The 26,187-nt window shown below is 41.4% G+C and carries 19 protein-coding genes; 11 read left to right on the forward strand and 8 right to left on the reverse strand.

Annotation, left to right across the window (positions count from 1 at the left end):
* Window positions 1–85 precede the first annotated feature (85 nt).
* From LZG71_RS16535 to LZG71_RS16550, 4 genes are all read right to left on the reverse strand, one after another.
* A complete protein-coding gene (locus tag LZG71_RS16535; protein ID WP_233822096.1) occupies window positions 86–1,342 on the reverse strand; it encodes an alkaline phosphatase family protein in 1,257 nt (418 codons plus the stop codon).
* 97 nt (window positions 1,343–1,439) lie between these two features.
* The gene (locus LZG71_RS16540; RefSeq protein ID WP_233822098.1) at window positions 1,440–3,215 is read right to left on the reverse strand and encodes a RagB/SusD family nutrient uptake outer membrane protein; all 1,776 of its coding nucleotides are present in this window, start codon (window positions 3,213–3,215) and stop codon (window positions 1,440–1,442) included.
* A 20-nt stretch (window positions 3,216–3,235) separates the two neighbouring features.
* Window positions 3,236–6,547, reverse strand: coding sequence for a TonB-dependent receptor (locus LZG71_RS16545; protein ID WP_233822100.1), 3,312 nt, complete (start codon window positions 6,545–6,547; stop codon window positions 3,236–3,238).
* Between the two features lie 277 nt (window positions 6,548–6,824).
* Entirely contained in the window at window positions 6,825–7,487 is a 663-nt protein-coding gene (locus tag LZG71_RS16550) for a hypothetical protein (protein WP_233822102.1), read from the reverse strand.
* 145 nt (window positions 7,488–7,632) lie between these two features.
* On the opposite strand from LZG71_RS16550, the gene LZG71_RS16555 reads away from it, so the two are divergent.
* A complete protein-coding gene (locus LZG71_RS16555; RefSeq protein WP_233822104.1) occupies window positions 7,633–9,096 on the forward strand; it encodes an NADH-quinone oxidoreductase subunit N in 1,464 nt (487 codons plus the stop codon).
* 16 nt (window positions 9,097–9,112) lie between these two features.
* On the opposite strand, the gene LZG71_RS16560 is transcribed toward LZG71_RS16555, so the two are convergent.
* Together LZG71_RS16560 and LZG71_RS16565 are read right to left on the reverse strand one after the other, a co-directional pair.
* A complete protein-coding gene (locus LZG71_RS16560; RefSeq protein ID WP_233822106.1) occupies window positions 9,113–9,973 on the reverse strand; it encodes a TraB/GumN family protein in 861 nt (286 codons plus the stop codon).
* A gap of 148 nt (window positions 9,974–10,121) precedes the next feature.
* Complete coding sequence (locus LZG71_RS16565; RefSeq protein WP_233822107.1) at window positions 10,122–11,714, reverse strand: M28 family peptidase; 1,593 nt, start codon at window positions 11,712–11,714, stop codon at window positions 10,122–10,124.
* A 219-nt stretch (window positions 11,715–11,933) separates the two neighbouring features.
* On the opposite strand from LZG71_RS16565, the gene LZG71_RS16570 reads away from it, so the two are divergent.
* The 3 genes from LZG71_RS16570 (at window position 11,934) to typA (ending at window position 14,836) form a co-directional block, all read left to right on the forward strand.
* On the forward strand, window positions 11,934–12,320 hold the full coding sequence (locus LZG71_RS16570) for a hypothetical protein (protein ID WP_233822109.1): 387 nt from the start codon (window positions 11,934–11,936) through the stop codon (window positions 12,318–12,320).
* The gene (locus LZG71_RS16575; RefSeq protein WP_233822111.1) at window positions 12,320–12,787 is read left to right on the forward strand and encodes a hypothetical protein; all 468 of its coding nucleotides are present in this window, start codon (window positions 12,320–12,322) and stop codon (window positions 12,785–12,787) included. The genes LZG71_RS16570 and LZG71_RS16575 overlap by 1 nt, the downstream gene beginning before the upstream one ends.
* 234 nt (window positions 12,788–13,021) lie before the next feature.
* Window positions 13,022–14,836 carry a translational GTPase TypA gene (gene typA / locus LZG71_RS16580; RefSeq protein WP_233822113.1) on the forward strand — a complete coding sequence of 605 codons (1,815 nt, stop codon included), beginning with the start codon at window positions 13,022–13,024 and terminating at the stop codon, window positions 14,834–14,836.
* A gap of 227 nt (window positions 14,837–15,063) precedes the next feature.
* On the opposite strand, the gene LZG71_RS16585 is transcribed toward typA, so the two are convergent.
* A complete protein-coding gene (locus LZG71_RS16585; protein WP_233822115.1) occupies window positions 15,064–15,279 on the reverse strand; it encodes a hypothetical protein in 216 nt (71 codons plus the stop codon).
* Window positions 15,280–15,571: 292 nt separating this feature from the next.
* Entirely contained in the window at window positions 15,572–17,980 is a 2,409-nt protein-coding gene (locus LZG71_RS16590; RefSeq protein WP_233822117.1) for an outer membrane beta-barrel protein, read from the reverse strand.
* Window positions 17,981–18,259: 279 nt separating this feature from the next.
* Between LZG71_RS16590 and LZG71_RS16595 the strand changes: the two genes are divergently transcribed.
* From LZG71_RS16595 to LZG71_RS16625, 7 genes are all read left to right on the forward strand, one after another.
* Window positions 18,260–19,297, forward strand: coding sequence for a sensor histidine kinase (locus LZG71_RS16595; RefSeq protein WP_233822118.1), 1,038 nt, complete (start codon window positions 18,260–18,262; stop codon window positions 19,295–19,297).
* A gap of 89 nt (window positions 19,298–19,386) precedes the next feature.
* Window positions 19,387–20,094, forward strand: a complete 708-nt coding sequence (locus LZG71_RS16600; RefSeq protein ID WP_233822120.1) for a LytTR family DNA-binding domain-containing protein — start codon at window positions 19,387–19,389, stop codon at window positions 20,092–20,094.
* A 911-nt stretch (window positions 20,095–21,005) separates the two neighbouring features.
* A complete protein-coding gene (locus LZG71_RS16605; protein WP_233822121.1) occupies window positions 21,006–22,280 on the forward strand; it encodes a Glu/Leu/Phe/Val dehydrogenase in 1,275 nt (424 codons plus the stop codon).
* A 228-nt stretch (window positions 22,281–22,508) separates the two neighbouring features.
* On the forward strand, window positions 22,509–23,600 hold the full coding sequence (locus LZG71_RS16610) for a cell wall metabolism sensor histidine kinase WalK (protein ID WP_233822123.1): 1,092 nt from the start codon (window positions 22,509–22,511) through the stop codon (window positions 23,598–23,600).
* Between the two features lie 91 nt (window positions 23,601–23,691).
* Window positions 23,692–23,991, forward strand: coding sequence for a Dabb family protein (locus LZG71_RS16615; RefSeq protein WP_233822125.1), 300 nt, complete (start codon window positions 23,692–23,694; stop codon window positions 23,989–23,991).
* A 367-nt stretch (window positions 23,992–24,358) separates the two neighbouring features.
* Entirely contained in the window at window positions 24,359–24,643 is a 285-nt protein-coding gene (locus LZG71_RS16620) for a hypothetical protein (protein WP_233822127.1), read from the forward strand.
* Window positions 24,644–24,810: 167 nt separating this feature from the next.
* Entirely contained in the window at window positions 24,811–26,187 is a 1,377-nt protein-coding gene (locus LZG71_RS16625; protein WP_233822129.1) for a sodium:solute symporter family protein, read from the forward strand.

Here is a 26,187-nt window from a genome sequence, read left to right on the forward strand (position 1 = left end):
CAATTGTTAATTTTTAGATAGGTAATTTATGGGATTTTCATTTCAAACGAATACAAACACGAACCTTTCAGTAATAAGTGAATGGCTATTCAACAATCCACTTATTGACTGTATTGTATTTCCCCTCAATCACAATTTTATAAAAGCCTTTTGGAAGTTTGGCGATATCCAAAACTGCATTTTCATTAGTGACCGGGACTTCTTTCATCAGCAAGTATCGATCACTACCACCTTCTTCAAATTTGTTGGTAGTACTCAGCCAAATTTTCACACTGCCATCCTTTTCAACGGATTTCCAGCTTATCGCAATTTTATCGTTGTTCTTCTTAGCCGTTGGCCATAGAACGGAAAGTTTACCAGTCAAAGCAGCTCCATCCAATTCCAGTTTTTGCTCATGTTTAATTGGAATTTGTAGATGACGGGCAATGGTTGGCATGATATCTACAATTCCGGGCACACTTCCACTTCCTGCTTTGCCTTGAAAATAGCTATTCAATCCTTTTGCATTGGTGACAATCCATGTACTTCTTTCACCATCAGACTGCCCACCATGATTTTGCCCCTCAGGTTCACCACGACCATGATCCGTCGTAATGAAAATCTGCCAGTCTTCTCCAAAATTCTTTTCTCTATATTGAATCGCTTTCCACAGTCTTCCCATTTGTACATCCATATAGCCAATTGCTTTATTGAATTGTTCGCTATTTCCATATTTGTGCCCCATATCATCGGTATACTCCAGATACACCCATGACAGGTCCGGTGCTTCATCAGATATATATCTTGCCGCTTCATCCACCACTTTCTCATCGATTTTATGAATGTACCCGGCTTCCTTATCGTGCGGGAAATTGAGGGTATCCAGCTCAAACCCATCGAATGAATAGTGCATTTGCAACTTATTGGTCTGCGCCAACCCTGTACCTATAAGTTTGGTACGGTTATCCAGCCAGGTTGAAAAAACAGCGGTACGCTTTGCCGGATAGGCTTCCTGAAAAAATCTAAAAATAGTCCAGTAGTGGTAATTCGGGTCTTTAATATCATTATCCCAAACATTGTGTTTGTTAACCCAGGTTCCTGTTAAAAGGCTATTATAACCCACCGCTGATATTGTTGGCGTTTGGCTATATGTTTTCTTCTCCCCACCAACATAGGCTTTGGTAAAACCGCCCGCCTTCGAAATTGCATCCAGACTCGGAGTGGCCACCTTGCGGAGTTGTTCCGCCGAAATACCGTCCACAATTACAAAAAGAGCCTTCTTTTTATCACTTTGCGCCAATACCTCAACGGTCAGTAAACAAATAAAGAACAGATATAAAAATTTAGGTTTTAAACAGGTCATTCTTACTGATGTTTTTCTTAATTAAACAATGAAGTGAAAATGTAAATTGAGGCCCAAGTTGCGAAAAAACAACTCAGGCCTCAACAACAAAAGGCTTTTACCAGCCAAATATCTGCGTAAGTGCAGGATTAAGCGTTACCTGGGTCTGAGGAACAGGACGATAATAGTATTTTGGTTCCTGGAAAGTTCCGCGCTCAGGATCAGTTACGATGGTTCCGCTTGTACCGTTTTTAAGGAAAAACGAAGCGTCGCTTCCTGCCGGCCCTACGCGATAGTAGGCCAGATCTTTACCCAGGGAATTCTTTTCTTTCTTTTCAGGGACAGCCTCTGACAATGGAATCAGAATTACATCCACAACATTATCTCCCGTCAGATCATACTTGCCAAGACCTGGGAAATACAACCCCTCCGGTTCTTTTTCTATTAATTTACCCGCATTCCAACGCATCAGGTCATCGAAGCGGAAGCCTTCCAAAGCCAGCTCTACTCGGCGTTCTCTCCTAATTTCTAATAAAACAGAAGTATTTGCACCAGTTACAAGCGGATATTGTGCTTTCAAAACAGGATCGGCAACGGGATTCATTGTTAAATTTCCCATGCCTACGCGAGAGCGAAGTTTATTGATCGACAAATCCAGATCGGCCAGCGTAAGCTCTCCCAACTCAGCTTTTGCTTCTGCATAAGTCAACAACACCTCTGCATATCGGACAATTGGAACATCCAGACTATTCGCAACCACTGCACTGGTCTCATTTACAAAACCTTTCAACTGGTGATATCCCGACTGATTTTTGGCGAACTGCTGCACGTAAATCCCTGCTCCCTGAGAATAGGTCGTATTGTTTACCAGTTCCCATCCAGGATATGCGAGTGTGTTCGAAAGGCGTGGGTCACGATTTTTGAATTCGCTTACAAATTGATTGGTAGCATAGTTGGGCTGATTGGTATAAGGAGTTCCGTCTTTCATCAGATAGCTTTGTACCAGATCACGCGCAGGACTTGCTTCATAATTACCAAACATAAATGCTCCCCACCAACCGCTGTTTTGCTTATCCTGTTCACTGAAAACTCCCAGAATAACTTCCTTATTACTTTCAAGAGCGACTTCATTGAATAAACCTGCATAGTTGTTATGAAGCTGATACTTATTTCCATCCATAATTTGCTTTGAGGCATCCCGGGCAATTTGCAAAAACTTATTAGCTGTGCCTTGCATAGAAACTTCGTTATGGTATTTCCGGAAAGTACCTTCATACAGCGCATGCCTGGCTTGATAAGCCAACACCACAGATTTATTGACTGCACCGCTTCTGGTATCATCACGAACATGTTGGGCCGCAAATGCGTAATCTTCGAAAATCTTGTCGACAACCAAAGAACGGGGATCACGTGGTTTCATTAATCCTTCATCATTGGTCTCCAGTGCGTGCTCGTACCAGGGAACATCAGAATAGCGTTTTACTTTTTCCATGTAAAATTTGGCACGAAAAAAGCGGGCTAAACCTTCATAATGATTTAGCGCTTCTTCACTTATTGCTGCCTTTTTGAAGTTGTCCAGAAAGAAATTAATCTCTCTCAATTTACTCCAGGTCCACCCGGAATTAATTGTGGCAGCAGATGGCGTTCCCACCATCATACTCTTAATTTCCGTAGTTCCCGTAGTGGGAGCATTATCCGTGGAAGCATCCTCTACGTATATCCCTACCCCTGGAAAATCATAGAGGCTGTACATGTACGTTTCCAGATCTTCCGCACTGTTAAAAAAGTTTTCCTTAGAAAGATCTGTCTCAGGGAAACGCTCCAAAAAGTCATCATTACAACCAGTAAAAAACAACATGGATGCAAATAGAGAAACTTGAATATATTTTTTCATTTCGATAGTCCTTAAAAAGATTAAAACTGAATTTCCAAACCGAAGGAATAGCGTCTTTGGAACGGATACGCATAACCCCAACCACTCCTGGTACTTCTGTTCGGATTGACTTTATCCACATTGTCTGTAATGGCTTCGGGATCAAAGTATTTTTTCACTTTTGAAAATTCACCCATATTTTCTCCACTTGCGTAAATTCTCAGCCTGGATATTTTGATTTTTTCCAACATAGAAGAAGGGAATGTGTATCCTATTGTAAGATTTTTAAGACGCAGATAAGCTCCGCTAAGCAGATACCTTGTTTGCGGTATTGCAAGTCCCTGCGATTCATCCACACGCTCACCCAGGTTTCTGTCTGCTAACCAAGACTGCAATACCGGAAAATTAGCATCCGTATTGGCATCCGCAAGTCCCGCATCAATATATGCCTGTGAGTGTTTTGCACGCTGTGCGTCACTATCCGCAGCGCCACGGTAATAATCAAGAAGGTGGGTGTATCCACCGGCATAAGGTTGCTGATAAAAACCCCAGTACAGATAATTCAAAGGATAATAATCCATTTTACCCACTCCCTGAACAAATGCCCGCACATCGAAACCTTTCCATTCAGCTCCCAAGTTCACACCAAAACGAAGCCGGGGTAAAACATTGCCTATTACAGAAAGATCTTTGGGATTGTCGACAGTAGTCCCTTTTTCAATTTTTCCGTTTCCATCCAAATCCTGATATTTAGGCCAACCCGGAACAATGGACAGTGAGCCCCAAGGTATTATCTGCGATTGATCAAGGGCATCTATCTCCTGCTGGTTTTGAAATAATCCGTCACTTTTGAGCCCCCACATTTCCCCTAACCTCATTCCTTTATAAAATTGTGTAATGGCATTTGTTGGGTTATCGAATGAGGTAATGTGTGATCGGTTGTCCGATAGATTAACCTTCGCATTGAAACTTAACGGGCTTCCACCTACATTAAAATCATCATTATAGCCCAAGGAAACCTCCCAGCCGTTTGTTCTCAGATCAGCTGCATTTTCACTTGGCTCTTTTGCTCCTAATACATCCGGCAAATCCCTGCCTAGGGTAAGCATTCCTTTGGTATCACGGCTATACCAGTCAAATGAAGCCGATATTTTTTGCTGAAAAAAGCCCAAATCCACACCAATATTCCGTGAAGTAACTTTTTCCCAAGTATAATTGGGCGATACAAGCGAGGGAGCAGTTACTTGCTGTGGAACATTGCCCCCAATAAGATAATTTGAAGCCTGCCTATCCAAAGCTGCGATGTAATTATTTTCATCCGGTCTACCTAAAGTTGCTATGTAACCATACTCATTCACGAATTGATTACCAAGTAAACCAAAAGAACCTCTGATCTTAAATGAATTGATCACAGGAGCAATAGGCTTCCAAAAATCTTCTCCATCCACTTTCCAAGCAGCTGATGCAGAAGGGAAGAAACCGAAACGTTTGTTTTTAGGAAACTTTGATGAGCCATCATACCGACCATTGAATTCCACAATGTACTTATCGTTATAAATATAATTGAGTCGGTAAAATGCACCACGAATAGCCCATTCTTTAACCTCCTCACCAACTTCCATTAAACCAGTTGCCAACCCTATGCTCGGCAACGAAGCTGAAATAACACCGAACCTTTGCGCCCTGAACCATTCCGAACGACTCTCCTCCTGATTGTAACCCACAACTGCAGTCACATTCTGTTTCCCAAACTGTTTATTAAAAGTGGAATAAGCATTAAATACCGAATATGTAATGTTATCAGCGCGGCGATAGGCTACATTATTTCCTTCCTCCCGGATATCAGTTGGTCCATATCCTATACGGATTTTTGATTCGTTACCCGCATAATTAACGTTTTCTCTGCGAGCTGTATACTCTGCATTAAAGCGAAGTGCCTCTTCAAAAAATGAAAGTTCAGTATTGAAGGTTGTCTGAAACATATTATTCTTCTGATCCGACCTTCCTCCTTCGGTCAACCTGGCACCTACACGACCCACATCTGTATTTGCCCATGTGCCATCCGGATTTTTATCCCAGCTTGTTGGGAAGAGATCATACAATTGGCCAATGGAAAGCTGATAGGGATTAGTACGTTGTGTTAGTGCAATGGAAGTATTGTTACCTACCGACAACCATTTGAAAGGTTTGAAATTTACTTTTCCTCTGGTGGTGTAACGGTTAAACTTGTCCTCCGCAATTTTAAGAGCCCCATTTTGAGAATCATATGCACCTGATAAATAATAGGTTGTTTTTCCAGATTTACCAGCAAGGGACAAATTGTGTCTTTGAGAAACAGTAAAATTATCCATGAAATACTTCGTCCAGTCCCGGTTACCCATATACTCATAAAGCGAATTATCCCGAGGATCAAGTCTTACAGCATCCGTTCCATTTGGATTATCGGAACGATCTCTTGCCCAGGCATACTGGCTATCCGTGTAATTGATATTATCCCAAGGCGTGTTATCCGTTGAGGTTTCCAGCATCCGCATGTATATGTACGGATCCGTGATTTTGTTCGGAAGTACCGTAGGTTTTCCCCAGGAAAAGTTGTTTGAGTAATCAATTGTAAGTCCATCGCGTACACCCGATTTGGTAGTAATTAAGATTACGCCAAAGGCAGCTCTGGCTCCATAAATCGCAGCCGAAGAGGCATCTTTCAGGACGGAAATCGATTTTATATCGGAAGGTGCTATGAAATTAAGTTCTGCCGCGTCAACCGGAACGTTATCCACCAAAATCAACGGATTGCCACCATTGATAGATGTAAATCCGCGAATGTTGATATTAGGAGCTTTTCCTGGTTCACCACTTGCAAAATCAATATTTAGATTAGGCACCGCTCCCTGTAAACCCTGCGCTACGTTTTGAATTGGTCTTGCTTCCAGTACTTTGCTATCGACTACGTCCACTGCACCCGAAAGGTTTTCCTTTTTTTGTGCACCATATCCAACTACAACAACTTCCTGCAGATTTGATGCATCTGTATCCAAAACCACATTTAAAGTGCTGCGTTTATCAACTAATTTTTCCTGTGCTTTAAAGCCAATAAATGAAAATACAAGCGTTGAACCAGGATTAACATCGTTAATAGAGTACATACCATCCGCATCGGTGACTGTTCCCCGTTGTGTGCCCTTCAATAATACATTAACCCCGGGCAATATTTCTCCGTTACTTCCGCCTGTAACCTGCCCCGAAACAGTTACTCCCTGAGAGTAACCTGAAAAACTATAGAGAAAACATAGCGCAAGCGCCACGGCCCTCCATAGTCTCATACCACGGGCACAAAAATGTAAAGTGTTAATCATGATGAAAAAGTGTTTTAGGAAATGTTTAAAATGGAATGCTAAGGCTAACTTTTCAATGCAAAACTCACTATTGACAATTAAAGGAAGGTTAAGCCAATGTTAACGAATAGTGAAATTATTTTGATTGAACGTTCATTCAATCAAAAGTATAAACTTTCCGGTAAAAAATAATCCTGAACCAATACATCCATTAAATATTTTCAATAAAAAAACCGGAGCATATCTTGCTCCGGTTGGTATACCATTCCCAATTACTATGGCTAATCCATCAGCTCACCTAATTCCCTCCCCGTCCTGCCTTATACGAATCGTATTCTTCCAGAAGTTTTACAAGATCGTTATCTCCGTCGAATTCCAGATTTTCTTCTTTAATTACCCACTGCATTTTGTTTTTTTCGTCAGACAGTAATTTCAAAAAGCTGTTTTTATCTTTCAAACTTACGGCGGTTAGCTTGTCGCCTTTGACTATGTAAAGTTTAGCGTCCGGCTCCATGTTTACTGTCGGATTGGCTTTTTCTTCTTTGATCTGGCTTTGATAACGTTTCAACAATTTCGTTTCTCCGTCATACATAACCCGGTAAAAGTTTTTTTCCGAGAGGCCTTTACCTGCCGGAAATCCACTCCTGAACGTGTACAGGTCAATACCGGATGGAATTGTAAACTCCTTAACACCGTCGGCAATGCGAAAAAGTGCTGAATCTTTACTGTATTCTATTTCATCATTTACGATATCATACCTAAGTTGAACACCATCGTAAAACTTATCGTCCTGCATACGGATAGAGCCGGAATACGAATTTGGCAAAAGATATATGGATTTGGCGCCATCAGATGACGTTTCCTGATATGGTTTCCCGTTGAGTGACGCCAAATCCTGTCCGTATGATATGGTGGACATACACAGCACTGCAACCGCCAATATTTTTTGTAAATTATTCATAATAAGCTTGTTTAGATTATCAATATGATGAGTATTATGGAAAGAACCTGATTACATGGAAAATAACTTACCTGTAAATCCATTTCACCTCCTAGATTCCCTACCATCTTTATGTACTTTTGCTTAAAAAATTGTACCTGCTCAATTGGAAATAAACGAACAGCTCCTTCATATACGACAAAGCCTGTCCGGAATTGGTCCTGAAATTTTTCTTGGCTTCTTCTTTTGCTTCTTTCTCTTCTCTGAATTACTGTTGATGAGGTGGGTCGCTAAGGACAAAATATCCGGCTGGCTTCACCGGATTGCACTGACTGGCAGTGTAATTACGCTGGTACTTGTGCTCAACCAATGGAACGACGAACCATCCTACCGCTTCCATCCGTTGTTGTTTCTGGATCACCAGGCTGTATTCTTTAAAGTTATGATTATTGTCGCGTGGATATTTACACTGATCCATGTCAGGATTTTACGTTACGATTTTCCTCCTGAATTTAACGCATTGCTTATTGCAACGGTTGCCGGGCTTAGCCTGCTCACGATGGCAACGCATTTGCTTACAATATACCTCACACTCGAACTCATTTCCATCAGCTCCTACATACTGGTAGCGCTTTCTCCATATAAAAAAGCCGCGGAAGGAGGATTAAAATATTTGCTTTTCGGTGCGGCCAGCTCGGCTGTAATGCTTTACGGAATTTCACTGATTTACGGCCTTACCGGCACTTTAGACATCACGAGCCAGGCTCTCACGGTCGGACTCATGAATAATTCTTCATTGGTAGTAACCGCTACCATTGTCATGACGCTTGGCGGATTACTTTTCAAACTTTCATTGGTACCGTTTCATGTTTGGACTCCGGATGTATACGAAGCCGCTCCTACTCCACTTGTTTCCTTCCTTTCTGTTGCTCCCAAAGCGGCGGTTATACTCGTATTGATGCGACTGGCTGGCACTTTCCCGGCAGAATATTTCCCCATTCTCGGAGGAATCGCTCTGATCAGTATCACAGTGGGGAATGTGGCTGCTTTGTGGCAAACCAACGCGCGAAGACTACTCGCTTATTCTTCTATTGCCCAGGCTGGCTATCTTTTGGTAGGCATTGCAGCTTATAGTCGTTTTGGATTTGAAGCGGCGGTATTTTATTCCGCGGCCTATCTGATTGTCAACATGGCTGCCTTTTTTATGATAGACCTACTTGTTCCTCAGTCCAATACCCTGCTGACTGACTTTGAAGGTTTGGGTAAAAAGGCAGTATGGATTTCCGGAGCACTTACAATTGTGATGGTGGCACTGGCAGGCCTGCCTCCAACGATTGGATTTACATCAAAATTCCTGATTTTCTCCTCATTATGGGATAGTTATCAACAGCAACATGCTCCATGGATGTTATGGCTACTGGTTGGTGGAATTCTAAATGCAGCAATTGCACTGGCCTATTACTTACGCCTTCCCTATTTGCTTTTTTTCAAGGATTTAAAAACGCTTAAAAACGAAAAAACACTGCCCAATATGGTATCGAGCAATGTTTTCACCGGTATTTTAGCTGCTGTTATAATGGCGCTATTCTTCAAACCAGAATGGCTGATGAACTGGATAGCTTCTTTTTAACCGAAAGCAGATTCTTTTACTTGCTAATCGGTCTTACACTATATCCCTCTTTACGTAATAAGGAGATCACTCCCTTTTCACCTCCGAGATGAGCAGCTCCAACTGCAAACAAAGTTGGCTTGTCGGCTATGAGTTTTTGGATGCGGCTAATCCATTTCTTGTTCCGGTCAAACAACATAATATCCTGATTGCTCTCCATACCAAATTCACTTTTTAGTGTCATTTGGTATAGTTCATGGATATTTTCAGTTTTATAAAGTGATATCAACTCTTTGAATTCCTTACGCGCTTGTGGCAGACTGTCTATCAAAGTAAGCAACATTTTGACCTGATCCTTGTAAGGAATGGTATCAAAAATGGCCATTTGTTCTTCCAGTGTTTCTAATCCTATCACCTCAGATTTCTGCTTTCCGGCCAGCTCTACCAATGACATTTCATAAGACTGAGGCTGACAAGCCAGAACTGAATTGAACAACGGTCCCATCAAAACAAACGGTTTGGCTTTTTCAAACATGGCTATTCCCACACCAACCGAGTCTTTGTAAAACCTGGCAAGCTTTGCATACTCCGATTCTGAAATGAGTTTACTCAGTGTATTGCCCTCTTTCATATTCATTGTCTTCATCATCGTCGCCATCATGGCCGGATCATCCATATCGATTTCCAAAGCAACCTGTTCGGTTTTGGTAACAGCAGATTTCAGCGAGTCACTAAGCGAAAAATCCGCAGGACAGATCAGGTGAATCGTTCCAAACAGGTATGACGGCTTTGATTGACCTGGTGCTTTTATTTCCCAAAGCAATGAATTTTCAGTAGGCACCTGAGCAGTCGCCAGGCATGAAAACAGAACCAGACTTAGCAGCAATATTTTTTTCATGATCTTATATTAAAACGCCCTCCCCCGGTCTGCATGGCAACGCCAGGCTGAACGGTGAGGCCAGATTAAATTGCAACACGGGGCTGAATGGAAACCTGATCTTCATTCATTTTTCCGTTCAGCCCCGCTTTACGATGCAGACCAGTGTCTACTCCTTATTACTATCTACAACAATTCTTTTATCCCGGTTCACCAGTTCCCAGGCAGTATGGAATACCAGCTTCACGATACCTGATTGTTTGTCAAACAATATTTTCTCAATATCATCACCCGGACGGTGGTAATCTTCATGTACTCCCGTAAAATAGAAAATGACAGGAATTCCCTTTTTTGCAAAATTGTAATGGTCCGAACGATAGTAAAACTTATTAGGATCTTTTGAATCGTTGAAAGTATAATCCAATTTATAGTTGACATACTTTTTATTCGCTTCTTCGCTGATGGTATGAAGTTCAGATGAAAGTTTGTCTGCTCCAATAACATACACATATTTGTGATCATCCTTGTGTGCATCGTCCACCCGCCCGATCATATCAATATTCAGGTTGGCAATCGTATTTTCAAGCGGCAATAAAGGATTTTCAGAATAATACTCAGAACCAAACAATCCCTTTTCCTCACCTGTTACATTCAGGAAAAGAATGCTTCTTCTTGGTCCTTTGCCATCTGCCTTTGCTTTACTGAAAGCTTCGGCCAGTTCAAGTAGAGAAACAGTCCCTGATCCATCGTCGTCAGCACCATTGTTAATCTCTCCGTTTGGCGAAATTCCAATGTGATCCAGATGTGCGCTGATTACCAGCACTTCATCTTTTTTATCACTTCCCTCCAAAAACGCCGCAACGTTTTCTGTTTCTACGATCTCACTGAGTCTTTCAGCTTTGAAGCTTACATTTCCCGTGATTGTTTTAGAAATCGGTGCTGAATTTTTCTCAATATCAGCCTTCTCTTTCAATAGTTTTTGTACACTTATATTCAAAATCTGTGCGGCTATATCAGGCGATACTCCGAATGATGCTACTTTATTAGGCGATTCCTCAACAGGTTTTAATGTCGGCGAACTGAACCTTCTAGCCATCACAGCACGCTGGCGAATTTCTTTGTTCAGATCATCACCAGTTTTTTCAGTGATAATAAATACAAATTTAGCGCCCTTTTCCAGTGCCAGCTTAGCTTTGTTTTGCCATGATTGTGGACCGCTCCATTTAGACTTTTCATCACTTCCACTCAGCAGATACTTACCATTTTTAGTTTTAGGCTCGCCTTCAAAAATAATAACCGACTTATCCTTCACATCCAGATTTGCATAGTCGTTATACGAAGCGTCCTGGATACCAAAACCGGCAAAAACAACGGCACTGCTCTCTTCCTGAGGAACGTTGAGTATTCCATTCAGGTAGAAATCTTTATCCAAAGCGTACTTTTTGCCAGCCGCTTTTACATAAACATCTCCCCAGGTTCTTTTATACAGGTTGTATTTTTGGAGAAAGGATTTTGATCCGTCAGCTGATGTGGCAATGGGCTGCAACCCATATTCTTTAAAATACTTTACTACATACTCCGCAGCTTTCTTCTGACCCGGCGACCCTGTATCACGACCTTCCAGACTGTCGGAGGCGATAATAACCAAATGTTTCTTTAAATCAGCAGGAGTAATGCTTTCGGCATATTTGGAGGCATCGTCCTGCGCATAAGCTAATGTTGTGACAGACAGAAACATGCCCGCCAGTAAGTTTTTATTCATGGTTAACTATAAAATGGACTACAATTTTTACAAAGAAACGGAATGATGAAGACAAATTCGGAAATACGATCACAGTTTCAGGTGAAAATTTAACCAGTTTTATTTAGCGACAGGAGTACTTTTAGTTATTAATGATTAATTTTAAATGTTAAACGCCCAAACATAAAAACGATTTTACGGGCGCTGTAAGCAATGCTAATCAATGAATTAATTCGCTGAATGATGGAGAGTTATATTAAAGAAACGAATTTTAAGCGGGATGATGTAATTAAGGAAATCATATCCTTTGTGAGCCTCAACCACAGCTGGGATGGCTATGAGGCTGTACCGCTTGAAGTCGAAAGTGCTGCAAATGCGATTATGTTGACTAACCAGTTATCGGATAATGTATTATTGGATAAACTAACAAATTTGTATCCCAATCCTCACGGTACAATTTCCTTTGAATGGGAGAACGAATCGAATGAGATTCTATCACTGGAAGTAGGTAACACTTCCTTTTCCTACTATGTCCAATTTAACTCCGCAGAAACGCAACAATTTGATAATATATCAATTATGCCAACTGAAATCAGCAAACTTGCATCATCTATAAGTTTGATTTAATGTCACAAATTCCACACACTATCGCCGATCATGAAACAATTGTAAGAATTATTTTTTCTCCTATTAATGTTAAATTTTTAAAAGACGGATCAAGGCAGATTCTTCCAAACGCATTTCGCTCACCAGCTGATATTGATGAGGTCTCTGTAATTCGGCTGGCTTATAGCACTGCTGATTTTTGTAAAAATCTTGGAAAGTCAAATGAAAAACCATCAGAGAAAAGGAGATACTTTGGTTTGGCATCAATAACGGCAGAGCAAGTAAGAAGTATACAAGCCGATATAGTCAGCACTCCAAAAAGACAAAATCCTGCGCATGCCGATATCAAGATAGGTTTCATTCCAAAAAAAGGCGAACCGCTTCCGACTGAGTATAGAATAAAAATTGACGAATTAGCAAAAAGAGCTACTTTCTACCAGGATCCAAACCCCGAGTCGAAAGTGTGGGAAGGGCAAATTATCCGCTAAACCAGAAATTGCAACCATCCAATAACTTTTTTCACTTTTTGCACTTCTCTTATCCCAAACATCTTTTTTACGTTCGTAACAATAAATTAATTGTAAAATACTGTTATTCAGCGAAAAAACTCATTACCTTTGCACCCTGTTTGACTAAATTTCACTTAGAACAAAGCCAGGCACTTAGTCAACAGAACACAAACACTGCGGTTTGAAAGCCGTAAACAATTGATCTATAAAACAATGCAAGCAATTCGTAACATCGCAATTATTGCGCACGTTGACCACGGCAAAACAACATTGGTTGACAAAATCATTCACGCTTCAAAGTTATTTCGCGATAACCAGGAGTTTGATGACCTTATTCTTGATAACAATGACCTTGAACGGGAACGTGGTATTACCATCACTTCTAAAAACGTATCTGTTCGTTACAAAGATTTCAAAATCAATGTAATTGATACTCCGGGTCACGCCGACTTTGGTGGCGAAGTGGAACGCGTACTTAAAATGGCGGATGGTGTTTTGCTTCTTGTGGATGCATTTGAAGGCCCAATGCCTCAAACTCGTTTCGTTTTGGGTAAAGCAATCGATCTTGGTTTGAAGCCGATCGTGGTTGTAAATAAAGTTGACAAAGAAAACTGCCGTCCTGAAGAAGTTCAGGAAAACGTATTTGATTTGATGTTTAACCTTGGCGCTACTGAAGATCAGCTTGACTTCAAAACCGTTTATGGTTCTTCAAAACAAGGCTGGATGGGTCCAGACTGGCAAAACCCAACTGACAACATTACTTATTTGCTTGATACCATCATTGAGTCAATCCCTGAACCGGTGATTGAAGAAGGTACTTTGCAAATGCAGATCACTTCTCTTGATTACAACGCATTCGTTGGCCGTATCGCTATCGGTCGTGTGAAACGCGGAACGATCAAGGAAGGACAGACATTGTCGCTTTGCAAAGCTGACGGTGTGATCAAAAAAGTGAAAGTAAAAGAACTTCAGACATTTGAAGGTCTTGGCCGTGTGAAAGTAGCGGAAGTTACTGCCGGTGATATTTGCGCAGTGACTGGTATTGAAGATTTCGAAATTGGTGATACCATCGCTGATCTTGAAAACCCAGAGCCAATCGCTCGTATTGCTGTTGATGAGCCAACCATGAACATGTTGTTCACCATCAACAACTCTCCTTTCTTTGGTAAAGAAGGTAAATTCGTAACATCACGTCATCTTCGTGATCGTCTGTTGAAAGAAACAGAGAAAAACCTTGCACTTCGTGTAGAGCCAACGGATACAGAAGATAAATTCCTTGTATTTGGACGTGGTATTCTTCACTTGTCAGTTTTGATAGAAACGATGCGTCGTGAAGGTTATGAATTACAATTGGGTCAGCCACAGGTATTGTTCAAAACAGACGAAAACGGTGAGCGTTTGGAGCCAATCGAAACATTGGTTGTAGATGTACCAGAATCAACTGCCGGAAAAGTGATCGAATTGGCAACACAGCGTAAAGGTGAGTTATTGATCATGGAACCAAAAGGAGATTTGCAACACCTTGAATTCCTTATTCCTTCAAGAGGTTTGATCGGTCTTCGTTCTAACGTATTGACTTCTACACAAGGAGAAGCGGTTATGACACACCGTTTCAAAGAATTCGGATCATTCCGTGGCCCAATCCCAGGACGTATCAGTGGATCGATCATTTCGAAAAACACTGGACCTGCAACAGGTTATACAATTGACAAACTACAAGATCGCGGACGTTTCTTCGTGGAACCAGGTGATGAAATATACGGCGGACAGGTAATTGGAGAACATAACCGTCCAAACGATATCGTTGTAAACTTACAGGAAGCGAAAAAATTGACCAACATGCGTGCTTCTGGTACGGATGATGGACTAAGAATTGCTCCAAAAATCAATTTCTCTCTGGAAGAATCTATGGAATACATCCAAAAGGATGAGTACCTGGAAGTTACGCCGCTTAACATGCGTATGCGTAAGATCTACCTGGAAGAAAACGATCGCAAGAGATATGGTGCCAAAATGGAAATGGTATAACCATAAAGTTTTTCAAGTTAGAGAAGTTAAAAAAGGAAGCGCATTTTGCGTTTCCTTTTTTTGTTTTTGATTGCTTTTTTTAGCCACGAATTAACACGAATAGGAATTTTTCGCCTTCGTTTGCGTCTTCACAAACGAATCGCACTAATTCAGTAACATGAATTTACTTTGCATGATCATATTTCTGCCTTCGTTTGTGTCCTCCCAAACGAACCCTATTCCTTCACTCAGATCTTGTAATTTCCCTTCTTAGAATAACGGTTTTGAATTAATGAACCAATAAAAGCAAACGCAAATCCTGATAAAACAGACATAATGACAACAATGCCCGGAGCAAGCTCATCCGATGGTGGAACATGATCGAGGATGATCAATTTAAACATAAAAAGAAAGCCACTTACACCAAATAGAAATCCGCTGATTACACCAATCTTGTTTTGCATAATCGATAATGGTTAAGATTAAACAAATTTCGCCTTCGTTTGTGTCTCCACAAACGAACTCTTATTCCTTCGCCACGGTCATTTGTGAGGACACAAACCACGGCTGCAATCCTCAAAGATAATTGAATTTACTTTGTTATTCAAAGTACTTTTATTTATACTTTTGTGTCACTAAAAACATAATCCTAAACCTTCGCTCTGGTCGTTTGTGAGGACACAAACGACGGCGACAATAACTCCTTAACTTCCCATTTCTAACTACTTAACTACTTCCCGAAAATAACTTCTCCCTTCAAAGCCTCCCCTTCTCATCATCCGAAGCATTGTCATTATGCCTGCGTTTTCTTGCAAATGTATCTTTCCCGAAGCGGTAGGTGAAAGCTACTCCAATTCGTTGTGTGTTGGTCTCGTTAGTTTGGAAATACTCAGATTGGAACAAGCTGATTGACTTGTTGTGGTAGACCCAGGAATGGAAAATATCGTTTGCGGATATACGAATGCTGCCTTTTCCGTCCCAAATTCTCTTTTGAATAGAAGCATTCAGAATATACATGCCCTTCGTCACGGCCTGCGCTACGAAATCCCGGCTGGCGTAATATCCGCCAAATTCCGCGCTTACGGTTTTGCTCAAAGTGAAATAATTGTTGAGTTCCAGTCTGGCTATGTTGGTATTAAAATCCAGACTTGCTCCTTGCGAAACTCCCCGGATGCCGATTCTTGAAAGCCGCAGCGTTGTATTGGTATACCACCATTTGGTCACCTGGCTATTCACACTCGTGTTCAACAGCAGCATGTAACCTCCTTTGATGTTATCCGGACGATTCAAAAAAATACTGTCGACAATCAGCGTTGCAGGTAATATGGTATTTGTAAATTTGTTATAACTCAAACCCATATTCAGGATTTGCTTGTGCTGGTATTTAAGCTCTAATCTATTTTGGTATTGCGGATTGATATCCGGGTTTCCCGAACTATATGTATACTGATCTCTTTGAAAAACAAATGGATTCAACAACTGATAATTGGGCCGGCTGATTCTTCTGACTGCCATCAGCACAAATGTATTTTTCCCGTTGTCATCCAGTTTGTAACTCACAAAAGCACTTGGAAAAAATCCTGTGTAGTTTTTGGTAAACTTCACTCCTGCCACTTCCTCATTGCCCAATTGATTTCCTTCAATCTGCGTATTTTCAACACGTAGACCTAATTGTGCTCCAAATCGTTTCCACGATTTTTGTCCATTCAGATAAACCGCATTGATGTTTTCCTGGTATTTAAAATGGTTGGAATTGCCGTTGTCGATCACCTGTGTTCCATCCTTCAAATTATAGAAATCAAACACATTGTCGTTGTTGATCAAACTGGATTTGAAACCTGCTTCAATTTTCCCTTTGTTTTTCAACGGATGCACATAATCTGCTTTGGCGGTGTAAATGTTGATGTTCGAAGGAGTCAAATAGACGAAATCGGTTCGGTTGATCAGCGATTCATTCCGATTAAAAGTGAGGTTTTGTAGCATTTGATTCCCCTTGTTTACATAATGCAGATAATTCACATCAGCCGAAAGTTCACGACCCGAAGTATTGAACTTATGTAACATGTTCAAATTTAGACCAGTATTGGTTCTTTTATCACCACCAACTGTACTTCCTGAACCTGCCAGTTCCAGCATACGATCCACATTGTAATTCTTGCTTTCATATTCAAAAATTCCATTTCTGTTTGTTCTGTTCAAGTTGACAATCAGGCCCAAGGTTGTTTTCGAAGTGGCAGCGAAATCCAGTCCAAAATTACCGTTCAAACCTTTATTTTTATACACCTGATCATTCACCAGATTCACCGTGGAAATGAGTTTTGACGAAGCATCGTAAAACCGTCTGTCGTAAATATCCAGTGCATAATTTTTTTCGTAATTATAACCCAAATTGGCGAACACATTTACCTTTTTCTGACTGTAATTCAGGTTCAAAGCATCGTTGTTTCGGGCGTATTTCCCTTGTGTCAAACCCATGGACACACTTCCTGTAAATCCACCAGCTCTGTTCTTTTTCAAACGAATGTTGATTACCGCATTACCGGCAGCGTCGTATTTCGCCGAAGGATTGTCGATCAGTTCAATTTTATCCAGCAATCCGCCAGGAAGTGATTTGAGATACGCCGCCAGATCCTGTCCAGACATGTAGGTACTTCGGCCATCAATCAAAACCATCACGCCGCTCTTCCCATTCAGGCTAATTTCTCCACTACTCCCAATCGAAATTCCCGGCGTTTTTTCCAAAACCTCCATGGTATTGCTCGTCGCACTGCTGATCATCGATTCCACGTTCACAATCGTTTTATCAATATCCTGCTCAATCAGCGGCTTTTTTGCTTTCACCGTAACCTCTTTTAATTCAACACTTTTGGCAGGTAGCAAAATGATGGCCGGTAAAACAATCGTATTCTGCACATCGCTGATTGTGAGCGGTACACTTACAAATTCCTTTTGCCCCAGCGAGGTAATAGCGAGCAAGTAGCTATTGTTTTGCAGATTAACGAACTGGAATTTCCCGTTCCCATCGGTCACATCCCCCGCGACCATAGCAGAATCTATGGCTTGCAACAAACGTACGGTTGATCCCGGCAACACTTCGTTACTTGCGTCTTTCACCACACCCGAGATCATTTTGCCGGATGATTGCGCGTAAATGGTGTTTGACAAAAACAGTATGATTAATAAATTGGCTAACGTTTTCATGGCTGTGTTTCAATTGCTTATTGTATGAAGCAAATATTGGCCATGGAAACCGCTACATAAAAAAATAGTGTTGTAACTTCCCAAATCACTGACGGAATGTGGTTTTACCGTGTCAAAATATTTGATCAGCCATTTTCCTGTTTCTGTCAGGAATTTCAAATCGTTCAACAGTGATTTTTATAGTGACCGACAAAAACAGACACCTTTGTAGCCATTCATCAACAAAGGCAAACTGAAAAGCAGATGATCAAAGTAAAAGGGATTGACGAAAGCGATTTTAAATTAGGACTTTACACGATTCTCACCGGAGTTGCAGGAGCCATCATGTGGTTTGCAATCCATTTTTATGCGGAGGCTGTTGGTACAGGCGAGGTTGAAATTGTGGCAACAATTGGTGCAGGTTTTTTCCTTATTAGTGTTTTTTTGGGTCGTTATCTCACTGAATTTTGGCTTAATCGTGGCGGAAGAATTTCTTATGAAATACTGATAGCCCTTGGCGTGACGATTGTCGTATGTATTGCCTGGATTTTTTACCATGGCGACCGCCCGTTTGTCAACCGCCCCGCACTTAATTTGCTCATGTATTGGTTGCCATTTCTGCTGGCAAGTACCCTTCTTGGCATATTTGTAAAAATGGCCCGGCACATCGGACAAGATGAGCTGAAAGAAGCCCAGACGCTTGCGGCACATAGCCAGAGTGAACTACATCTCCTGCAATCTCAGCTCAGCCCACATTTTTTGTTTAATACACTCAATAATCTGTACGGACTGTCGATCACCCAGCACGAGAAAATTCCGCCTTTGCTGCTAAAACTATCCGAATTGCTGCGCTATTCCGTCTACGATTCTGCTGAAACCTTTGTTCCACTTAAAGATGAACTAGCCTACATTGACAATTACATTGAATTTGAAAAAATAAGAATCGGCGACAGGCTCGTGTTGAACACAGACATTGAAAAGGTAAGCGATGCTTCAATCAAAATTGCACCGATGTTATTGATCGTTTTCATCGAAAATGCTTTCAAACATTCCAAAAACACAGCCGATGAAAAGATTTTCATCAATCTTTCTCTCAAAATCTGGGGCAATTCCATTTTGTTTTATGCCAAAAATTCGCATCAGAAAAAAGAGGAAGAAGTTTCTGTTATCAATAAAAGCAGTGGTTTTGGATTAGTCAACGTAAACAAAAGACTCCAATTACTTTACCCAAAGCAGCATGAACTCGAAATCGAAAACGAGGAAACAAGTTATATTGTGAATCTGAAATTGAAAATAAAGTGAGGCAAGGGCATTGGGAAAGGAGCCAGGGGAGAAAGTAGCACAACTATACTTTGATAGACAACCAAGCTAATCGCTCACAGCTAAAAAACATGAAATTCAACTGCCTGATCGTCGATGACGAGCCCATTGCGAGAGATATTATAAAAACATATTGCGGGCATTTGCCGTACCTGAATATTGTGGCTTCCAGCGGCAACGCATTGGAAGCCAAAGCCATTTTGCATCAGCACAAAATTGATATTTTGTTTCTGGACATCAACATGCCGGTGATGGATGGCGTAACTTTTTTGAAAACACTAAAAAATCCACCGCAAGTCATTTTCACGACTGCATACAAAGAATACGCCCTGGACGCTTTCGAACTTTCCGCCTGTGACTATTTATTAAAACCGTTTTCCCTTGAACGCTTTATCGTTGCCGTTGATAAGGCAATGGAAAGACTACAAGCTCAGCCCCTATCTGTTCCGGAAAATACTGACAGCAAAACAGAGGATTATATTTTTATAAAAACTGATGGTAAAATTTTCAAAATCCTGCATCAGGATTTGCTGTATGCGGAAGCGAGCGGGAATTATACCAAAATTGTTACCACACAGAACACCCTGCTCCCGGCCATGACTTTTTCCAGTTTTGAGGAGCTGCTGCCCAAGTCGCTCTTCCTGAGAATCCACCGATCGTTCATTATCAACAAATCCAAAATTGATCACATCGAGGGAAACCGACTGTTTATTAACAAAACGGAGATTCCTATTGGTAGTAATTACAGAGAAGGTTTTTTGAGGGAACTGGGATTGTAGGTTATGCATGTTAAAGATTTCACGCAAAGCAAAAAAGAAGAGCAAAGACCGCAGAGAATTCAACTTCGCGCTCTTTGAGCTCCTTTGCACCTTTGCGTGAAACTCTTTTTCTTCTTGCATTCCAAAGTTGTGCAGGTCTAAGATTTCACGCAAAGCAAAAGAAGTTAAAGGCAAAGACCACTAAGTTCTTGTTCTCTGCGACCTTTGCTCTCCTTTGCACCTTTGCGTGAAACTCTTTTCCTTCTTGCATTCCAAAGCTGTGCAAGTCTAAGATTTCACGCAAAGCAAAAGAAGTTAAAGGCAAAGACCGCTAAGTTCTTGTTCTGTGCGACCTTTGCTCTCCTTTGCATCTTTGCGTGAAACTCTTTTCCTTCTTGCATTCCAAAGCTGTGCAAGTCTAAGATTTCACGCAAAGCAAAAGAAGTTAAAGGCAAAGACCGCTAAGTTCTTGTTCTCTGCGACCTTTGCTCTCCTTTGCATCTTTGCGTGAAACTCTTTTCCTTCTTGCATTCCAAAGCTGTGCAAGTCTAAGATTTCACGCAAAGCAAAAAAGAAGTTAAAGGCAAAGACCACTAAGTTCTTGTTCTCTGCGACCTTTGCTCTCCTTTGCATCTTTGCGTGAAACTTTTTTATTTTTCCTCCTTTCAATAAAAATCTTTAAAACTTTCCCATTTTCTTCCATTCCAAAAAACCCTCAAAATCTTCCAACAAATTTGGATAATTGGCATAATTCTATTCAATCATTTTTAGGTTGATGAAGAGCTTAAAACAATCTACTTTTTGTATTTTATTGTATCATTTCAAGAATATTTAGTTTTTTGTTTTTATCTGCCTAAATACTGTATGTTTGTGTTGATAATTCTGTTAAATTCATTAACATACTTAATATCAGGATTTTAATTTAAATAAAGATGTCGTATATAGAACCTGCTCCAATTAAGGATAAAGAGAATCCGTTGGAGTCCATGATGCAGCGATTTGACAAAGCCGTTGAGCTTTTGGGAATTTCCGAAGAGATGTATCATATCCTGAAAGTTCCGCGTAAACAAGTCATTGTTGGTCTGCCCGTGACGATGGATTCCGGCGAAATCCGGACTTTTGAAGGTTACCGCGTTATACATTCCACCATTTTAGGGCCAAGTAAAGGCGGGATTCGTTTCGATCCTGCTGTGAACCTGGATGAAGTAAGAGCACTTGCGGCCTGGATGACCTGGAAATGCGCGGTTGTAGATATTCCCTACGGTGGTGCAAAAGGAGGTGTTGCTTGTAATCCTCGTGAAATGTCTGCCGGTGAAATGGAGCGATTGATGCGTGCATATACAACGGCGATGCTGGATGTTTTCGGACCGGATCAGGACATTCCTGCACCGGATATGGGAACCGGTCCACGCGAAATGGCCTGGCTTATGGACGAATATTCCAAAGCAAAAGGCATGACAATTCCTGCTGTCGTGACCGGAAAACCGCTTGTTTTGGGCGGATCATTGGGACGTACTGAAGCTACCGGTCGTGGTGTAATGGTGTCAGCTTTGGCAGGTATGGAGAAATTGAGGATCAATCCTTATCGTGCGACTGCTGTGGTGCAGGGTTTCGGAAATGTGGGTTCACATGCGGCCTCACTGTTGAGAGAACGTGGTGTGGCAATTCATGCGATCAGCGATATTTCCGGCGCGTATTACAACGACAAAGGAATTGACATTGACGCGGCAATCAGTTACCGCGACAATAATAAAGGTTCATTGGAAGGTTTTGCAGGAGCGGAAATGATATCAGGAGATGATATTTTCACAATTCCGGTTGATGTGCTGGTTCCGGCTGCCAAGGAAGATGTAATCACAAGAAAAAATGTTGAAAGCATTCAGGCAAAAATGATTGTTGAAGGTGCGAACGGACCGACGTCTTTCAGAGCCGATGACATCATCAATGACAAGGGAATTATGGTTGTTCCGGATATTTTGGCCAACGCTGGTGGAGTTACGGTTTCGTATTTCGAATGGGTTCAAAACCGAATCGGATACAAATGGACGCTTGAACGTGTAAACCGCCGTACAGACCGGATTATGAAAGATTCGTTTGATAAGGTTTACGAAACTTCGTTGAAATATAAAGTATCGCTTCGTATTGCAGCATACATTGTTGCGATTGACAAAGTGTCCAGTACTTACAAGTACCGCGGAGGTTTTTAATTTAGATTTTGATTTAGAAGATATGGGGAGAAAGTCAATCGGCTTTCTCCTTTTTTTGTTTATATGCATTCAATATTACCTGAATATTAAGAAAGCGACCCTTTAAGAAATAAATCCATCAGATTAGTAACTTTATAGATTATTTGAAACTCCTAATCAAGGGCTTCAAATGCTAAATTTTAAAATAAGCCTAAAGCTGGCTGCCAAAAGCCAACAGCTACATTCAACATGTCTTTAAGTCCCCGTTTTATCGCCTTTATATTGGCGTTTCTTATCTCGCTGATCACCACTACTTTTCTGGCATTTGTAGACAGAACGGCAACGAGTATGCTTTTTGTGGCTTCCATTTCATCGTTTATCTCCTCTTTCTTTCTTGTATTATATGCGGTTGATATTCTGGTTTTCAGGGAAGTCAACAAAATGTACCGGACCATCCATAAGCTCAAAATGAGGGATTTCAACATGACTCCGCGTAAAAAGCTGATTCATGAATCGAATCCGATGAAGACGATCAATGATGAGATTTTTGTATATGTAACAAAAAAACAAAAGGAGATTGATGAGCTAAAAAAGCTTGAATTATTCAGAAGAGAGTTTCTGGCAGACGTTTCTCACGAGTTCAAAACGCCCATTTTTGCTGCCCAGGGATTTATCCATACGTTGCTTGACGGCGCTATGGAAGATGACAAAGTCCGTGAACGCTTTTTAAGGAAAGCCGCCAACAACCTGGACAGTCTGGATATTTTGGTAAAGGACTTGCTCGTACTTTCTCAGATGGAGACGGGAGACATCAAAATGAACCTCACCCAGGTTGACATTCATAAATTGACGCTGAACATATTTAGCAGACTGGAAAACATTGCTTCTCAAAGAAATGTATCTCTGAAAGTAAAACCAGACGACATTGGCGCCGTGCTGGTAATTGCCGATCAGGATCGCATAGAACAGGTTTTACTGAACCTGATCGAGAACGCCATCAAGTATGGAAATGAGGGCGGAAAGGTGATCGTGCATTTCAATGAGAGTAAAAAGCAGGTTGAAATTGCGATCAGGGACAATGGTCCGGGTATACCGCAGGAACACCTGAACCGTATTTTTGAAAGGTTTTACCGGGTTGACAAGAGCCGCTCAAAAGAACGCGGCGGCACCGGACTTGGCCTGGCTATTGTGAAACACATCATCAATGCCCACGATACCAAAATAGCTGTGATGTCGAAACCCGATAAAGGAACCACCTTTTCTTTTAAGCTTGATAAAGCTATAAAAGTCCACGAAATCGAGGAGAATCCCGGTTCGGCGATTTCAGAAGTAAATTCATAAAATATGTGTCTTTAAAGCAAAACAGCTAAATTCGTATAATTAGCTGTTTATAAAACGCACTTTTCATTCTCAATTCATAACTGTTCATTACATGTTTGTACACAACGTATTTTTTTGGCTTAAAGAAAAAGACAACGAAGAAGCACGCGCTGCACTTCTGAAAGGGATAAAATCATTGGAGGCCATCGAGTCCATCAAATCGGTATACATTGGCCCTCCTGCCGCTACACGTCGCCCGGTTATTGACGCGACTTATGATTTTGCTGAAATCCTGATATTTGACGATGAAGCTGGTCATGACGTTTATCAGGTTCATCCTTTACATAAAAAATTCATTGAAGAAAACGCACACCTTTGGGAAAGAGTTTTGATCTATGACGTTGAGGCATAAACTCACATTTTAGTTCGCAAATTGTTTTTGTCAGGTATAGTCCATTTTCAGTCATTACCGTTCATTTTCATGAACCACCAACTGAACCGGTCTATACCTGACTTTTTTATGTCCTGATAAATTATTACGCTACACTATCCACATTTCTAAAAAACTTATCCACACTTGTCCACATTAGTTATCCACATCAATACTGTGGATAACCTGTTAACGTATCCACAGTAAGTCTATTTACAGCCATTTACACCACATTTAGTAGCAGTTAACACTGTGGATAACTATTTTGTTATTAACATTTGTTTGAAATTCGGAAGGCACTATTACCAGGAACAAGTCGTTTTTAAGGTATCAAACAACAATTGAAGCCATGAATAAAAACAGAATAGGAATAGCCATCGTAATGACGCTGATAGCAGCGGTAAGCATTTCATCCTGTACATACCGGTCTTATCATCCTGCCTATGACAATGGGTACGGATACCGACACTACCCACCGCCTCCACCGCCCAGACGAGTGGTTGTAGTACGACCAAGTCCGCCACCGAGAGTGGTGTATCGGGAGAATCGCCGCGCCAAACATTACAAGCGTGGCAATAGCAGAAACAACGCACGTCAATATGGACATAACGGCCGCACGCACGGTCCGAGATAATATTTCAATCAGTGTTTAATGCCAGGCCGGGAGCAGTGAATTTTCATTGTTTCCGGCTTTTTTATTTACCTATACTGCCATAAAAAGTCAGTTTTCCGATTTGTGCTTGTTTTATCTTAAACGGAAGTCGTTGTTTGCACTGTGAAACAATAAACACCTCAGCACCGATGCTTGCATTCTCTATCATCATTTATCTTTTGCTCAATCTGGCGATAGGACTTTGGGCTTCAAAAAGAATAAAAACGACGACTGACTTTGTTTTGGCGGGAAGAAAACTTCCGCTCATTCTGGCAGCATCTGCCACATTTGCTACCTGGTTCGGTTCGGAAACCATCATGGGAGCACCTTCCGAATTCATTCAGCATGGTGTGCTGGGTATTATTGAAGACCCCTTCGGAGCTGCTCTCTGCCTTTTTCTGGTCGGGATGTTCTTTGCCCGGCGATTCTATAAAATGAACATCATTACGTTCTGTGATTTTTTCAGAATACGTTATGGACGAAATGCGGAATTACTTTCTGCTGTACTCATCATTCCTTCCTATTTCAGCTGGATTGCTGCACAGTTGCTTGCCATGGGGATTGTGCTTAAAATCGTTTTAGGCTGGCCGCTTACTGAGTGTATTCTGCTCAGTTCGGTGGTGGTCGTTTTATATACGATCTGGGGAGGCATGTGGTCGATTTCGATCACCGATTTTATCCAAACCATTATGATCATTGCCGGCCTGCTGATTGTTTCAGTGGTTTTGTATGTCAAAGTCGGCGGTTTCACACCGTTAATTGAAGCCGCACCAAAGGATTTTTTCAGATTCTATCCGGAGTTCACCTTCAAAGGTTATGCCCAATACTTAGCCGCCTGGATCACAATCGGGCTTGGATCTATCCCGCAACAGGACGTTTTTCAACGTGTCATGTCTGCAAAATCTGCTGATGTTTCTGTCAAGGCCACATTACTTTCATCTTTGATGTACCTCACCGTAGCGCTGCTTCCCCTGTTCATCGGCCTTTGCGGGCATTATCTGTACCCTGCTGCTACCGGCGCTGACGGACAAATGATCATTCCCAATATGGTTTTGCAACACATGAGCCTGCCTCTTCAGATCATGTTCTTCGGTGCTCTTGTGTCTGCAATCCTGAGTACGACAAGCAGTGCCATTATGGCTCCTGCCGCTATTTTGGGAGAGAATATTGTTAAGTTTTTCAGGCCAGAGCTGACGGATAAACAACTCCTGGCCATTATCCGCATTGGCATTGTGGTTATCACTGCGGTTTGTATTTATATGGCATCTACCCGTGAAAGTATTTTTGAACTTGTCGCCGAATCTTCCGCATTCAGTCTTGTCTGCCTTTTTGTGCCATTGGCAGCAGGTTTGTATTGGAAAAACACCAACCAGACCGGTTGTATCATTTCAATGGTTGCTGGGCTCGTTGTATGGTTGGCTTGTGTAAAACTGGAAACTGTACATCCTCCGTTGCTGTATGGTTTGCTGGCGAGTTTTGTCGGGATGGCAGCGGGGATGGTTGTCCCAAAATTCAAATCCGTGTAA

The sequence above is a fragment of the Dyadobacter sp. CY312 genome (assembly GCF_021390535.1).
Taxonomy (GTDB): Bacteria; Bacteroidota; Bacteroidia; order Cytophagales; family Spirosomataceae; genus Dyadobacter.